Below are 13,410 nucleotides of genomic sequence, written 5' to 3' on the forward strand. Positions count from 1 at the left end.
CGACATCCCTCTAGGAGCAATTCCTACAGGGGATTACAATCGCCACCCCGCCTGAACGGCCGACCCACCCCGCCCATGCCAACCTGCTTCGTACACCCGCTGCCCTACCGCGCCAACCCCGCCGATTATTTCGCGGCGATCCGCCATGCCCCGGGAAGCGTGCTGCTCGACAGCGGCCGGCCGAGCGCCGAGCGGGGGCGTTATGACCTGCTCAGTGCCTGGCCGCTGGAACAACTGGCGGTGGTGCCGGATGAAAGCGGTGGCCATTTCCTACAGCGTCTTCGGATGCATCTAACGCAGCTGGGCCACGCAGAGCTACCTGGCACGGTGCAATTGCCCTTCGCTGGCGGCCTGATTGGCTACTTGAGCTACGACTTCGGCCGACACCTCGAAGCACTGCCGTCCCATGCACACGATGACCTGCAACTGCCCGACGCACGTTTCGGCCTGTACGACTGGGCATTGATTACCGATCACCAGGCCGCTACCAGCCAATTGGTTTTCCATCCCCATTGCGGCGAAAGTGAACGCCGACGTTTGATTGAACTGTTCAGCCAGCCGCTCGCGGCGCCTGCCAAGGCGTTCAGTCTTGAGGGCCCAATGGCGCCCGACCTCAGCGCTGAAGCCTATAAGCAGGCATTCGAACGTATCCAGGCGTATATCCAGGCCGGCGATTGTTATCAGGTCAACTTTGCCCAGCGCTTTCGCGCCCGGTGCCAGGGCGATGCGTGGGCCGCTTACCAGGCGCTGCGGGCGGCCTGCCCGACGCCTTTTTCCGGTTTCCAGAGCCTGCCGGAGGGCGGCGCGGTACTGAGCCTGTCGCCGGAGCGTTTCGTCAAGGTCAGCGAAGGCCACGTCGAAACCCGCCCGATCAAGGGCACCCGACCCCGCGGCACAACGCCCGAGGAAGACACGGCCCACGCCGCCGAACTGCTGGCCAGCCCCAAGGACCGAGCGGAAAACCTGATGATTGTCGACCTGCTGCGCAATGACCTGGGCCGCACGTGCCGCATCGGCTCGGTGCGAGTGCCGGAGCTGTTCAGCCTGGAAAGTTATCCGAACGTGCATCACCTGGTCAGCAGCGTGACCGGCGAACTGGCGGATGACAAGGACGCCTTGGACCTGATCGCTGGTAGCTTTCCCGGCGGCTCGATCACCGGCGCGCCGAAAATCCGCGCCATGCAGATCATCGACGAACTCGAACCGACCCGACGCGGGTTGTATTGCGGCTCGCTGCTGTATCTGGATGTGCGCGGGGAAATGGACAGCTCGATCGCCATCCGCAGTTTGTTGGTCAAGGATGGACAGGTGTGTTGCTGGGGCGGTGGTGGGATTGTCGCGGATTCAGATTGGCAGGCGGAATATCAGGAGTCGATGACCAAGGTGAAGGTCCTGCTGGAAACCTTGCAGAACCTGTGAACCCTGTGGGAGCGAGCCTGCTCGCGAAGGCGGTGGTTCAGCCAGCATTGATGTTGACTGACAAACCGCTTCGCGAGCAGGCTCGCTCCCACATTGAGAAGTGTTACAGGCCGAGGGGGCGGTTCGAAGCCTTGATGAATTCCTGCTTCAACTCGGCAAACGTATGCACCGCCGGGAATTGCGGAAACTCGCGGATGACGTTTTCAGGCGCATGGAACAGAATCCCAGCGTCGGCTTCGCCCAGCATAGTGGTGTCATTGTAGGAATCTCCCGCCGCGATCACCCGATAGTAAAGGCTCTTGAAGGCAAGGACCGACTGACGCTTGGGATCTTTCTGACGCAGCTGATAGCCAGTCACTCGCCCGCCGTCGTCGGTGATCAAACGATGGCAGAGCAGCGTCGGGAAACCCAGCTGACGCATCAGCGGTTGGGAGAACTCGTAAAAGGTGTCGGAAAGAATCACCACCTGGAACCGCTCCCGCAGCCAGTCGACGAATTCGATGGCGCCGTCCAGCGGCTGGAGGGTGGCGATGACTTCCTGGATATCGGAGAGCTTGAGACCATGCTCGTCAAGGATGCGCAACCGTTGCTTCATCAGCACGTCGTAGTCGGGAATGTCCCGAGTGGTTGCCCTGAGGGATTCAATCCCGGTTTTTTCAGCGAAGGCGATCCAGATCTCCGGGACCAGCACACCTTCCAGGTCGAGACAGGCAATTTCCACAAGACACTCCCATTTTTTTGATGTTTATCGGTTGAGCGAACAAAAGGCTTGCCGACTCTAGCCATTCGACGAAGCCCGCGCAACGCACAGGAGCGCGCCAGCCCCCGTTGCTTTTGTTACCATCAGCCCCATATAGAGCGCCCAGCGCCACCGACCTGTAGGAAACCGCCCTGATGAGCCCATCGTTTGACGTCGTGGAACTCGCCACGACCTATGCCAACAAGTCCCCCCAAGACATCCTCAAGCTGGCCTTCGCCGAATTCGGCGATGACCTGTGGATATCCTTCAGCGGCGCCGAAGACGTGGTGCTGGTGGACATGGCCTGGAAACTGAACAAGAACGTCAAGGTGTTCAGCCTCGACACCGGCCGCCTGCATCCGGAAACCTATCGTTTCATCGACCAGGTCCGCGACCACTACAAGATCGACATCGAATTGATCTCGCCCGACCATACGAAACTGGACCCTTTCGTTAAGCAAAAAGGCCTGTTCAGTTTCTATAAGGACGGCCATGGCGAATGCTGCGGCATCCGCAAGATCGAGCCGTTGCGGCGTAAACTGACCGACGTGCGCGCCTGGGCCACCGGCCAGCGTCGCGATCAGAGCCCTGGCACCCGCAGCCAGGTGGCGGTGTTGGAAATCGACACGGCATTCTCTACGCCCGAGCGCACGCTGTATAAGTTCAACCCGCTGTCGCAGATGACCAGCGAGGAAGTCTGGGGTTATATCCGCATGCTCGAGCTGCCTTATAACAGCCTGCACGAACGCGGTTTTATCAGCATCGGCTGCGAGCCATGCACCCGCCCCGTCCTGCCGAACCAACATGAGCGCGAGGGCCGCTGGTGGTGGGAGGAAGCCACGCAGAAAGAATGCGGGCTGCACGCCGGAAATATCATCGCCAAATCCAAGACTGTTTAGCCCTTCCTCATTTCCTGTACACAAAAATGTCACTTCAGGTGCCATTTTTGTGTGCATGCCCCGCTTGAATGCCCCTAAAAGTTACAGGACTCTAAAACCCTACCTGCTGCCTCCCCCCGCTTGACGCTAGCGTTGAAAATAAATACCTGTTCGAACGGTCAAATTTTACCTTCGATATTTCAGGCGGTTACTTGCAGTCCATAACAAACCGAAATCAACGACCCATTCGTTAGATCCTGAAGTGGCATATATCTGGCTTAAGACGACCAGTGTTTTGTATACAAAGAGAAAACAAAATACACACACTTTTCGATCCGCAAGCCTGAAGCGCCCTATCCCGTACAGGCTGCAGATGCCCCGTAACCAATGATGCTCGCCGCCGCGACGAAGATCTGCCGAGCCTCGCGCTCATGCACAGTCACCGTGGCCCGAGACTCTGGAGCCTGCCGGAATGCGTACAAGTCTTTCTAATAACATCGCGCTGGATCTGCCCTCCCCAACCACTGCGCTCGAAGAACGAGCAGCAGCTCCTCTCGCCTTGAGCCCCAGATTGCATAACAAGGATTTAGCGCCAACCAAGGTCGAAGGCCGGCGCTGGGGTCGCTACAGCATCTTTGCCCTGTGGACCAACGACGTACACAACATCGCCAACTATTCATTCGCCATCGGCCTTTATGCCCTGGGCCTGGGCGGCTGGCAGATCCTGCTGTCCCTGGGGATCGGCGCGGCACTGGTGTATGGCTTCATGAACCTGTCCGGCTACATGGGGCAGAAAACTGGAGTACCTTTTCCCGTCATCAGCCGGATCAGTTTCGGTATCCACGGCGCGCAGATTCCTGCGCTGATCAGGGCCGTTATCGCCATCGCCTGGTTTGGTATTCAGACGTACCTGGCTTCAGTGGTATTTCGCGTGTTGTTGACCGCGGTCCACCCTGGCTTCGCCGAGTACGACCAGAACTCCATCCTCGGGCTGTCGAGCCTGGGTTGGGTGTGCTTCGTGGCCATCTGGTTCGTGCAACTGGTGATCCTGGCCTACGGCATGGAGATGGTCCGACGCTACGAAGGCTTCGCCGGGCCGGTAATTCTGGTGACGGTCGCGGCACTTGCCGGTTGGATGTATCTGCAGGCCGACGCAACCATTGCCTGGTCGATCCGCGAGCCCCTGACCGGAGGCGAGATGTGGCGCAACATATTGGCGGGCGGAGCGCTGTGGCTGGCGATCTATGGCACGCTCATTTTGAATTTCTGCGATTTCGCCCGCTCGTCGCCGTGCCGCCGAACCATCGTCGTAGGAAACTTCTGGGGCTTGCCGGTGAACATTCTGGTGTTTGCCGCCATTACCATCCTGTTGTGCGGTGCGCAGTTCCAGATCAACGGCCAGATCATCGAAAGCCCGACCCAGGTCATCGCCTCGATTCCCAATACGTTCTTCCTGGTGCTTGGCTGCCTGGCCTTTTTGATCGTCACCGTGGCGGTGAACATCATGGCCAACTTCGTCGCCCCGGCGTTCGTGCTCAGCAACCTGGCGCCCAAGTACCTGACCTTCCGCCGCGCGGGGTTGATCAGCGCCGCCATTGCCGTGCTGATCCTGCCGTGGAATCTCTATAACAGCCCGCTGGTGATCGTGTATTTCCTGTCCGGCCTCGGCGCCCTGCTCGGGCCGCTGTATGGCGTGATCATGGTCGACTACTGGCTGCTGCGAAAAGGCCGCATCAACGTGCCGCAACTGTACAGCGAGGACCCAAATGGTGCGTATTTCTACAGCAACGGGGTCAACCTGCGGGCGGTGGCGGCGTTCATTCCAGCGGCACTGATCGCGATTGTCCTGGCGCTGGTGCCCGGCTTTGACAGCATTTCACCATTTTCCTGGCTGATTGGCGCTTCGATTGCAGGGTTGTTGTACCTGATCATCGCCAAGCGCGAGCCGCACTACGAGGACGTAAGCGGCGAATCCATCGCTGTGGATAACGTCAGCCATTAATCCATGGAAATGGCTCGTCAGGTACGGGCCTCCTGTTTTCGTTCAAAAGGAATAGCTCATGCGAATTCTAGTGGTCAACGTCAACACCACCGATTCCATCACCCAGGCCATTGCCCGACAAGCCCAGGCCGTCGCCGCGCCGGGTACCGAGATCATCGGGCTCACGCCGCATTTCGGTGCCGATTCCATCGAAGGCAACTTCGAGAGCTACCTGGCGGCCATCGCCGTCATGGACCGGGTGATGTCCTATGACCAACCCTTCGATGCGGTAATCCAGGCCGGCTACGGCGAGCATGGTCGCGAGGGCTTGCAGGAGTTGCTCGACGTGCCGGTGGTGGACATCACCGACGCTGGCGCCAGCACCGCCATGTTCCTGGGCCACGCTTACTCGGTCGTCACGACGCTCGACCGCACAGTGCCGCTGATCGAAGATCGTCTCAAACTCTCCGGCCTGTTCGATCGCTGCGCCTCGGTGCGGGCCAGCGGCCTTGCGGTATTGGAGCTTGAAGAGGACCCGCAACGGGCGGTGGAAGCGATCGTGCAGCAGGCCGAACTGGCGGTCAGGCAGGACAAGGCGGAAGTGATCTGCCTGGGCTGCGGCGGCATGGCCGGGCTCGATGAGCAGATCCGCCAGCGCACCGGCGTGCCGGTGGTCGACGGGGTGACCGCGGCCGTGACGATTGCCGAATCGCTGGTGCGGCTGGGGTTGTCCACCTCTAAGGTGCGCACCTACGCGACACCTCGGCCGAAGAACATCATCGGCTGGCCGGGGCGGTTTGGGCGGTGAGTGTGCGGCACTAGCCCGTGGCGCGCTCCCACATGGATTCCAGCGGCCACACAAACTGTGTTATTGCGAAATCCTGTGGGAGCGAACTTGCTCGCGATTAGAGCCAACTTCGGTCAACGTCCAAATCAGACCGCGCTAAACCGCCGAGCCAACCCCTGTTCGCCAAACTGCTCAATGATGAAGTCCACGAACGCCCGAGTCTTGCCTGGCAACAGTTTATGCTCAGCGTAATAGATGGAAATGTTGCCATCATCGACGTACCAGTCCGGCAGGACCCGTTGCACGGCGCCGCTGTCGAGGAAGGGAAGAGCTACTGGCATGCTGACCAGACCGATGCCCAACCCCTGAGCCGCGGCGGCGCAATCGGCCTCTGAATCACTCATTGTCATGCCGGGTTTAAGCATGAGCGGGCTATGTTGTTGGTCGCGGCTGGTCAATTGCCATGAACGGACACGCCCGGTTTGGGGCGAGCGAATAAGAATGCCTCGATGGTGCGCCAGATCCCCGGGCTCGATGATCCCTGGATATTTCTGCAAATAATCGCCTGACGCAACCAGCACCCGGTGGGCCACGGCCAATTTTCGAGCAACGACGCCCTGAGGCAACTCAAAACCGCCGCCGATAGCCGCGTCGAAGCCCTGGCCGATCAAGTCCACCTGCCGGTTATCGAAATGCCAATCCGGACTGATCGCCGGGTACCTGCGCAGCAATTCCCCCAACAACGGCACGACATACAACCGCCCGAACGCCGTGCCCATGCTCACTTTCAACGTTCCCGCCGGTTGTCCGCCGGCGCTGGCCAGGTTGGCGACGGCATTCTGGATGGTGTTGAAACTGCTGCCAACTTCTCCTAGAAACAACTGGCCGGCTTCGGTCAGCCTCAAGCTGCGGGTGCTGCGCTGGAACAGGCGCACCCCCATCCGCGCCTCCAACTTGGCGACGCTTTTACCCACCGCTGCCGGGGTCACGCCCAAACGTCGTGCCGCCTCGGCAAAGCTGCCGACTTCGGCGCTGCGAACAAAACATTCGATACTGCTGAAACTCTCCATGGCGCCCACTACCAACTTTGGGTTTACACAGACTATATCAACGAAGGTCTACCCAGCCGATAGCCTAGTCTTGATACTCGCCCCATCACCGCGGCACCTCGCCCCGGCACCTTATGGAGAACATCATGAATACCCAAGCACTGAACGGCAAAGTCGCATTGGTCCAGGGCGGTTCCCGTGGCATCGGCGCCGCCATCGTCAAGCGCCTGGCTGCGGAAGGCGCGGCAGTCGCCTTTACCTACGTCAGCTCTGGCGCAAAATCCGAAGAACTGCAGAACAGCATCACCGCAGCGGGCGGCAAGGCCCTGGCCATCAAGGCTGACAGCGCCGACGCCGACGCCGTGCGCAACGCCGTCGCCGCCACCGTCGAGGCTTTTGGCCGCCTGGATATCCTCGTCAACAATGCCGGCGTGCTGGCAATGGCGCCGCTGGATGAGTTCAAGCTGGAAGATTTCGACCAGACCCTGGCCGTCAACGTGCGCAGTGTGTTCGTCGCCACCCAGGCCGCCGCGCGGCACATGGGCGAAGGTGGCCGGGTCATCAACATCGGCAGCACCAACGCCGATCGCATGCCCTTCGCTGGAGGCGCCACGTACGCCATGAGTAAATCCGCGCTGGTAGGCCTGACCAAAGGCCTGGCCCGTGACCTAGGCCCACGGGGCATCACCGTCAACAACGTGCAGCCCGGCCCGGTGGACACTGACATGAACCCGGCCGACAGCGACTTCGCCTCCAGCCTGATAGACCTCATGGCGGTTGGCCGTTACGGCACGTCGGAAGAAATCGCCAGCTTCGTTGCCTACCTCGCGGGCCCGGAAGCTGCCTATATCACCGGGGCCAGCCTGACCATCGACGGCGGTTTCGGCGCCTGATCCGAGGCAACCCGCAGGGCTGCACAGCAGCCCTTTCGCATCAAGCCCATTCCAGTTCCGGCAAACCGCACAGGCTTGGCTGGAACAGTTTGAGTGATCGGATGATCGCATCGGCGTGGGCGTACTTTTCGTCGGCCATGGCCGAATCCGGAATAGCGATGGCGGTCATGCCCGCCGCTTTCGCCGCCGTGACGCCGAACGGGGAATCCTCGAAGACCAGGCAATCGCGAGGATCGACGCCCAGGCGTCGGGCCGCGGTGAGGAAGATATCCGGAGCGGGCTTGGCCGCACCCACTTCCGGATCATCTGCGGTCACGATGCAGTCGAACAACGCGAACCAGTCCCGATGCAGGGTGGTTTTCAGCTCGAACGATGGGCGGGCCGAACTCGTCCCTACCGCAATCGGGATGTGGTGATCCTTCAAATGCCGCACCAGCTCCTCAGCGCCAGGCATCCCCATGGCATGAGGAAAACGCTCGCGCATCAAGGGTTCGCGAATGGTCAGGAATTCTTGGGGGGTGATTGGCAACTCCAGCGCCTGGACAACGTAGTTGGCCAGGTCCGTGGCGCCACGCCCGATGATGTTCTGCTTGACGCTCCAGTCGAACGTGCGCCCGTAGCGCTCGGCAATGATGGACGTGACTTCGGTATAGATGCCTTCGGTGTCCAGCAGCAAGCCATCCATGTCGAAAATCACGGCCTTGATCGGGCCAAACTTTTTCAGCGGTGCATTCATCGCATCTGATCCGTTATCAACTCAGCATTTCAGGGATGGCTCAGGTGCGCCCGGCGCAACGTATTCGCCTTAAAGGATTCAGCAGAATAACGAGGCGCGCTCGATACAGGCAATGGGAAATTTTATTAGGACGGTGACGGGGGATTGGCAACTGCAACCCCCCGTCACGAACAGTTGGGATGATCGACGGGAACGTGCGTCAGCTGCCGGAACCACCTGAGCCGGAGCCCGACCCGCCGCCGCTTGAGCTACCGCCGCTACCGCTGCTGCTGCCGGTCCCACTGCTTGAGCCGGAACCGCCGCCCATCGTGCTGCCGCCGCTGGTGGAACCGCTACCGGTTCCCGGGCTGGTGCTGCTGCCGCTGGCATCACCACCGTTGCCTCCACCCACGGAGCCGGGTGGCAGGGCGTTGCCGGTGGTGTCGGTGGTGGATCCCGCATCCATCTGCGTCGAAGGCGGCATGCCTCCCTTGTCCACGGGCGCGTTGTCCGACGATTGGGCGAAAGCCGCCAGTGAACTGGCGCAGAGGACTCCGGCGAATGCCAGAGCCGTCAGGTTTGACTTCATCATGGTCAATCTCCTTTTCAGATGATTACTTCATGTCAGGCAACCCTGGCGCGCCGATGGTGCCGCGAAATCGACGGGCGGATGACGATCAGCTGGGCGTGCCCGAAGCGTCGTCACCGGCAATGTCCGGATCGTCCGGCGTCGCCTCGACATCCTGATCATCGCTTGGCACCTGCTCGACTCCAGTGTCGTCGTCATCAGGGGGTCGCTGGTCGCGGCTTAGCGGGTCGGTGGGTGAACGCAGCGGATATTCCGGCGTCTCGTCGTCGGGTACGGGCGTATCAGCAGTCATGGCAACCTCCTGGTATTTGCAATAAGCGCAAGCAAGACGGACTTATTTGTAGGACTCATCCTCAACCTCGGCATCTTCATCGTCGATCAAGGGAACCTGAGCATCATCCATCAGGGAACCAGGGTCTTCGTTACCCGGATCGTTGACGCCCGGATCGTTGATGAAGGGAACACCCGACGGGCCCTTTTCTTCCTTGCCTTCAGTTTCCGGCGTCATGGCACACCTCCAATCACACGTGAATGTATGAATTCGAGGCGATAGAAAGCTAATCGTTCCGGGTAAATGCCCATAAGAAAAAACCGGCGCTGGGCCGGTATTTTCAATGCGTGGATTCGCTCAGCGATGCTTTTTCTTGTGCTTGTGCTTGTGCTTCTTGCCGCCCGAGTGTCCATCATTATCGTTGGACAGGTTGCTGCCCAGCGCACCGCCTGCCGCCCCACCAATGCCCGCGCCGATGGTGGATCCGGTCGATCCGCCCAAGCGGTTGCCAACGATCGAGCCACCCGCCGAACCCAGGCCACCACCGATGGCTGCTTCCGTACGGCTGCCCTTGCGCGCGCCCACCGCACTACCGGCCGCACCGCCGACACCCGCGCCAATCGCGGCGCCAGTGCTGCCGCCCATCTGTTGGCCAACCACATTACCCAACACACCGCCCAGACCACCGCCAACCGCAGCAGTACCGTCGCCAGCGGCCATCGCGCCCTGAGCGAGCACAAGCCCAAGCGCCAAGGTGGACAAAGTCAAACGCATGATAAAAACCTCAAGAATGCCGCATCGGGGGAAAAGGCCGGCGCGCGCGGGCGCGAGTGTACGCCAAACCGCGACAGCCATGGCGGTTGGACCACAAGCAAGGGGGTAGTTTTATGACAGGCAAAAAAAAGCCCGCTGGGGAAACGGGCAGGTACTGCTTTCTAACGGATGAGCTGAGACTACGCGACCGACTGTGAAAGAAACGTGAAAGCAAATCTCTGTAGGAAAAAAATGAAAAATTTCAGGAAACGTCCCGTTTTTACGAAACGAACGGGTGAAAAAAGCCCCATTCGATGACGGGGCTGCGCTGACGATTATTTCCTGACGGGGATTCGGGGCAGGAATTTGGCTTTTTCCCCTCGCTGTACCTTGGATACTCTCGTCTTGATGGACTTGATCGGCTCGTCGCCGAAATCCGATCGATAGGCCGACTGACCACACTGTAGACCTTCGTTGACCGGATACGCGGCGCCATTTTCCTCGCTGTACTGTGCTCCCATCGCATTTCCCCTTCGACGAAGCCGATACCGGCAACAACGATTGCCTATACATATCGACTTTCACGTCAGTGAGACTAGCGGGTCATCAACAGACTGCCTGTCCGCAACCCGCCCTGACCGACGAACGGAACCCACTGTTTCAAAAAGGAAACACTCACTCCGCGCCCAGTATGGTGCGGCTCAGAACCCTGGAAACCTGATCAGCCGAATAAGGTTTGGACAGAAACTCGAAACCTTCATGCCCGCTTCGAGCCAGCTCCTCGCTGTAACCAGACGTCAACACCACCGGCAGCTCCGGGCGACGCTTGTGCAATTCCCTCGCCAGGGCGATTCCGCTGATGCCGGGCATGACGACATCGGAGAATACGGCGTCGAACCTCGTCGCATCCTGGCCAATCATCTCCAACGCCTGCTCGGCATTGGTCGCCCAGGCCGTTTCGTATCCCAGGTCTTGCAGGATCTGGTTGGCGAAACGCCCCACTTCCAAGTTGTCCTCCACGATCAATACCCGACGCCGGCCCTTCTCCAGCACCATAGGCGTGGTTTCCTCGCGTTTGGGCGCCTGGACTCCTTCTGGTTCGACTTCCGGGAGATACAGCGTGAAGACGGTGCCCTTACCGACGACGGTGGAAACATCGACGTTGCCTCCCGACTGCTTGGCGAAACCAAATACCTGAGACAACCCCAGCCCCGTGCCCTTGCCCACTTCCTTGGTGGTGAAGAACGGTTCGAAAATATGCTCGAGTATTTGCGGGTCGATTCCCGTCCCGGTGTCCTCCAGCGCGATGGCGGCGAAGGCCTGCCCTGCCCCGGCATGGCCTCGGATCGGCGGCATGCTGTGCCCACAATCGAGCCTCAACCACAACGTTCCCTGGCCGTTCATGGCATCCCGGGCGTTCAAGGCCATGTTGATCAGCGCCGTCTCGAACTGGCTCAGATCCGCGCGGATGTAGCAAGGCTGTTCACACAATTGGACCTTGACGTGGATGCGCGCCCCCGTGACCGTTTCCAGCATGTCCCCCAGGCTCTGGACTTGCTTGCCCACGTCGATGATTTCCGGCTTCAACGGCTGTCGCCGTGCAAACGCGAGTAACTGGCTGGTCAGCTTCGAAGCCCGCTCCACCGTTTCGGAAACCGCGACCATGTAGCGCTGCCGGCGATCGTCGGATAGGTTGGGCATGCGCAGGAAGTCGACCGAGGACCGGATGATGGTCAGCAGGTTGTTGAAGTCATGGGCCACGCCACCGGTGAGCTGGCCGATGGCTTCGAGCTTTTGCGACTGGCGAAGCGCCGCTTCGGTCTGTTGCAGCCGCGTCGTGCGCTCCTCGACCCGTTGTTCCAGGGTCGCGTTCAGTTCGGCCAGTGCCGCCAGGCCTTCACGCACCGCAGCGTCCGCACGGGCGCGTTCGATGTGGGCCCAGCAGCGCTCGGTGACCTCCATCAGCAACGTCAGGTCGTTCGACGTCCAGGTTCTCGGTGTTTTGTCATGGATCGCCATCAGCGCCGTCAAGCGACCATCCTTGATCAGCGGGACGCAAATGGTGGCCGCGATGCCTATCGACTGGAACGCAGCCGCTTCCTCAGGCGCCAGCTCCGTCAGGTTGTCGTTGATCACCAATGGCTTGCCTGCCCGCAGATTGGTGACCGCCAACCGGCCGAAATCCAGCAGACGGTAATGCCCGATGATGCTGGGCGACCCAGCCCTCGCCCAATCGCCACGAATCGTGAAGCCATCCTCGTCCTCATCCATATCGGCATAGGCGCAGTTGGACAGGTTGAGGTGCGCCGCGAGAATGCGCGCGGTGGTTGCCATGATCGCCTGCGGATCCGTGGCATTGGCCACGGCACTGCCAATGGCATCGAGCACCGCCAGGCGTTGGGTCATGAGCACCGTGGAAGTCGTCTCGGTGACCGTGTCCAGCATACCCACGACCTTGCCGAACTGATCCCGGATGGGGCTGTAGCAGAACGTGAAAAAAGCTTTCTCGGGGCCACCGCCACGTTCGATGACCAACGGAAAATTCTCGATATAGGTCGCTTGTCCCTCGAAGGCCGCGCCCACGATCGGCCCGATATCGCTCCAGGCTTCCTGCCAAACCTGATCGAACGGACGGCCCAATGCTTCGGGTTTGCTACCGAGGATGGGCAAGAACGCATCGTTGTACAGCATGACCAGCTCGGGGCCCCAAACGATTGCTTGGGGAAAATGGGACGCAAAGCTCAGCGCCACGGTGGTCTTGAGCACATCTGGCCACTTTTCGAAGGGTCCGAGGGAGGTGTCGTTCCAATCGTGACGGCGCACCCTTTCAGCCATTTCTCCATAGCTCTGGAGCCAATCTGTCATTGCGTTCGATCCTTCTGGCACGCCAATACCCAGCGAGGGGAAAAGCTTGTGACCCCAGGCAGGGCCGTATTATCCCGCGCGGGGTAGGAAAGTGCGATTGGATTGTGGGATGTGTCGGGCTGCAATTACCCAACAAATGACGATTCTCGACCGAAAGGCTACAGCAACGTCCTACAAACCAACGAAAGTGGCGGGCTTTCGCCTCCTCTGGCGACCAGTACGCATCGTCGGATCAAGGCGATGCAGCGACTCGAAAAGATGTGGATCATGGGGCTAAAGATCGGCTTGCAGGCGCCGATAAAACAGGCGCACTTGGTATTTGCCATACCCGCCCGAGACATGGAGACGAAGGCGCAAGCGGACGAGACTGCGATAACGCAGGTGTCCGACGAAACAGGCGAAGGACATATAGATAAGAAAAAAAATCAGGGGCGAAACGGTGAAGAACACCAAACCCAGAAGTGATGTATC

14 protein-coding genes are annotated in these 13,410 nt (G+C 60.0%); 6 read left to right on the top strand and 8 right to left on the bottom strand.

The features are described 5' to 3' along the window. The first annotated feature begins 75 nt into the window (after positions 1-75). Positions 76-1,419 (top strand): aminodeoxychorismate synthase component I, encoded by a 1,344-nt coding sequence (gene pabB / locus DOCECA_RS14325; RefSeq protein ID WP_434648489.1) that lies wholly within the window; start codon positions 76-78, stop codon positions 1,417-1,419. 103 nt (positions 1,420-1,522) lie between these two features. Here the strand turns inward: pabB and thrH are convergent, their stop codons facing one another. Next, entirely contained in the window at positions 1,523-2,140 is a 618-nt protein-coding gene (gene thrH, locus DOCECA_RS14330; RefSeq protein ID WP_434559930.1) for a bifunctional phosphoserine phosphatase/homoserine phosphotransferase ThrH, read from the bottom strand. A 173-nt stretch (positions 2,141-2,313) separates the two neighbouring features. Here thrH and DOCECA_RS14335 point away from each other — a divergent pair, with 173 nt between their 5' ends. The 3 genes from DOCECA_RS14335 (at position 2,314) to DOCECA_RS14345 (ending at position 5,825) form a co-directional block, all read left to right on the top strand. Further along, on the top strand, positions 2,314-3,057 hold the full coding sequence (locus DOCECA_RS14335) for a phosphoadenylyl-sulfate reductase (protein ID WP_420767244.1): 744 nt from the start codon (positions 2,314-2,316) through the stop codon (positions 3,055-3,057). Between the two features lie 451 nt (positions 3,058-3,508). Continuing rightward, positions 3,509-5,038: an NCS1 family nucleobase:cation symporter-1 gene (locus tag DOCECA_RS14340; RefSeq protein ID WP_445570719.1), complete on the top strand. Its 1,530-nt coding sequence runs from the start codon at positions 3,509-3,511 to the stop codon at positions 5,036-5,038. A gap of 58 nt (positions 5,039-5,096) precedes the next feature. Next, on the top strand, positions 5,097-5,825 hold the full coding sequence (locus tag DOCECA_RS14345) for an aspartate/glutamate racemase family protein (RefSeq protein WP_420767243.1): 729 nt from the start codon (positions 5,097-5,099) through the stop codon (positions 5,823-5,825). Between the two features lie 125 nt (positions 5,826-5,950). Here the strand turns inward: DOCECA_RS14345 and DOCECA_RS14350 are convergent, their stop codons facing one another. Continuing rightward, complete coding sequence (locus DOCECA_RS14350) at positions 5,951-6,874, bottom strand: LysR family transcriptional regulator (RefSeq protein ID WP_445570720.1); 924 nt, start codon at positions 6,872-6,874, stop codon at positions 5,951-5,953. Positions 6,875-6,999: 125 nt separating this feature from the next. Between DOCECA_RS14350 and DOCECA_RS14355 the strand changes: the two genes are divergently transcribed. Further along, the gene (locus DOCECA_RS14355; protein ID WP_420767241.1) at positions 7,000-7,746 is read left to right on the top strand and encodes a 3-oxoacyl-ACP reductase family protein; all 747 of its coding nucleotides are present in this window, start codon (positions 7,000-7,002) and stop codon (positions 7,744-7,746) included. A 40-nt stretch (positions 7,747-7,786) separates the two neighbouring features. On the opposite strand, the gene DOCECA_RS14360 is transcribed toward DOCECA_RS14355, so the two are convergent. From DOCECA_RS14360 to DOCECA_RS14385, 6 genes are all read right to left on the bottom strand, one after another. After that, positions 7,787-8,482, bottom strand: a complete 696-nt coding sequence (locus DOCECA_RS14360) for an HAD-IA family hydrolase (RefSeq protein WP_445570721.1) — start codon at positions 8,480-8,482, stop codon at positions 7,787-7,789. A gap of 199 nt (positions 8,483-8,681) precedes the next feature. Then, positions 8,682-9,053: a hypothetical protein gene (locus DOCECA_RS14365; protein WP_434559936.1), complete on the bottom strand. Its 372-nt coding sequence runs from the start codon at positions 9,051-9,053 to the stop codon at positions 8,682-8,684. 85 nt (positions 9,054-9,138) lie between these two features. Beyond that, complete coding sequence (locus DOCECA_RS14370) at positions 9,139-9,342, bottom strand: hypothetical protein (protein ID WP_420767238.1); 204 nt, start codon at positions 9,340-9,342, stop codon at positions 9,139-9,141. Positions 9,343-9,384: 42 nt separating this feature from the next. Next, positions 9,385-9,558, bottom strand: a complete 174-nt coding sequence (locus DOCECA_RS14375) for a hypothetical protein (protein ID WP_434559938.1) — start codon at positions 9,556-9,558, stop codon at positions 9,385-9,387. 120 nt (positions 9,559-9,678) lie between these two features. Next, positions 9,679-10,095: a glycine zipper domain-containing protein gene (locus DOCECA_RS14380; protein WP_420767236.1), complete on the bottom strand. Its 417-nt coding sequence runs from the start codon at positions 10,093-10,095 to the stop codon at positions 9,679-9,681. Positions 10,096-10,749: 654 nt separating this feature from the next. Further along, positions 10,750-12,939 carry a response regulator gene (locus tag DOCECA_RS14385; RefSeq protein WP_445570722.1) on the bottom strand — a complete coding sequence of 730 codons (2,190 nt, stop codon included), beginning with the start codon at positions 12,937-12,939 and terminating at the stop codon, positions 10,750-10,752. 240 nt (positions 12,940-13,179) lie between these two features. On the opposite strand from DOCECA_RS14385, the gene DOCECA_RS14390 reads away from it, so the two are divergent. Then, positions 13,180-13,404: a hypothetical protein gene (locus DOCECA_RS14390; protein WP_434559942.1), complete on the top strand. Its 225-nt coding sequence runs from the start codon at positions 13,180-13,182 to the stop codon at positions 13,402-13,404. Positions 13,405-13,410 lie beyond the last annotated feature (6 nt).

Source organism: Pseudomonas sp. E102, assembly GCF_052660185.1.

Excerpts from the sequence above, each read along its gene's own strand:
- DOCECA_RS14335 (WP_420767244.1), top strand. The coding sequence starts at position 2,314 with ATGAGCCCATCGTTTGACGTCGTGGAACTCGCCACGACCTATGCCAAC.
- DOCECA_RS14350 (WP_445570720.1), bottom strand. The coding sequence starts at position 6,874 with ATGGAGAGTTTCAGCAGTATCGAATGTTTTGTTCGCAGCGCCGAAGTC.
- DOCECA_RS14345 (WP_420767243.1), top strand. The coding sequence starts at position 5,097 with ATGCGAATTCTAGTGGTCAACGTCAACACCACCGATTCCATCACCCAG.
- DOCECA_RS14360 (WP_445570721.1), bottom strand. The coding sequence starts at position 8,482 with ATGAATGCACCGCTGAAAAAGTTTGGCCCGATCAAGGCCGTGATTTTC.
- DOCECA_RS14370 (WP_420767238.1), bottom strand. The coding sequence starts at position 9,342 with ATGACTGCTGATACGCCCGTACCCGACGACGAGACGCCGGAATATCCG.
- DOCECA_RS14385 (WP_445570722.1), bottom strand. The coding sequence starts at position 12,939 with ATGACAGATTGGCTCCAGAGCTATGGAGAAATGGCTGAAAGGGTGCGC.
- DOCECA_RS14340 (WP_445570719.1), top strand. The coding sequence starts at position 3,509 with ATGCGTACAAGTCTTTCTAATAACATCGCGCTGGATCTGCCCTCCCCA.
- DOCECA_RS14365 (WP_434559936.1), bottom strand. The coding sequence starts at position 9,053 with ATGATGAAGTCAAACCTGACGGCTCTGGCATTCGCCGGAGTCCTCTGC.
- DOCECA_RS14375 (WP_434559938.1), bottom strand. The coding sequence starts at position 9,558 with ATGACGCCGGAAACTGAAGGCAAGGAAGAAAAGGGCCCGTCGGGTGTT.
- DOCECA_RS14355 (WP_420767241.1), top strand. The coding sequence starts at position 7,000 with ATGAATACCCAAGCACTGAACGGCAAAGTCGCATTGGTCCAGGGCGGT.
- DOCECA_RS14390 (WP_434559942.1), top strand. The coding sequence starts at position 13,180 with ATGCAGCGACTCGAAAAGATGTGGATCATGGGGCTAAAGATCGGCTTG.
- DOCECA_RS14380 (WP_420767236.1), bottom strand. The coding sequence starts at position 10,095 with ATGCGTTTGACTTTGTCCACCTTGGCGCTTGGGCTTGTGCTCGCTCAG.
- pabB (WP_434648489.1), top strand. The coding sequence starts at position 76 with ATGCCAACCTGCTTCGTACACCCGCTGCCCTACCGCGCCAACCCCGCC.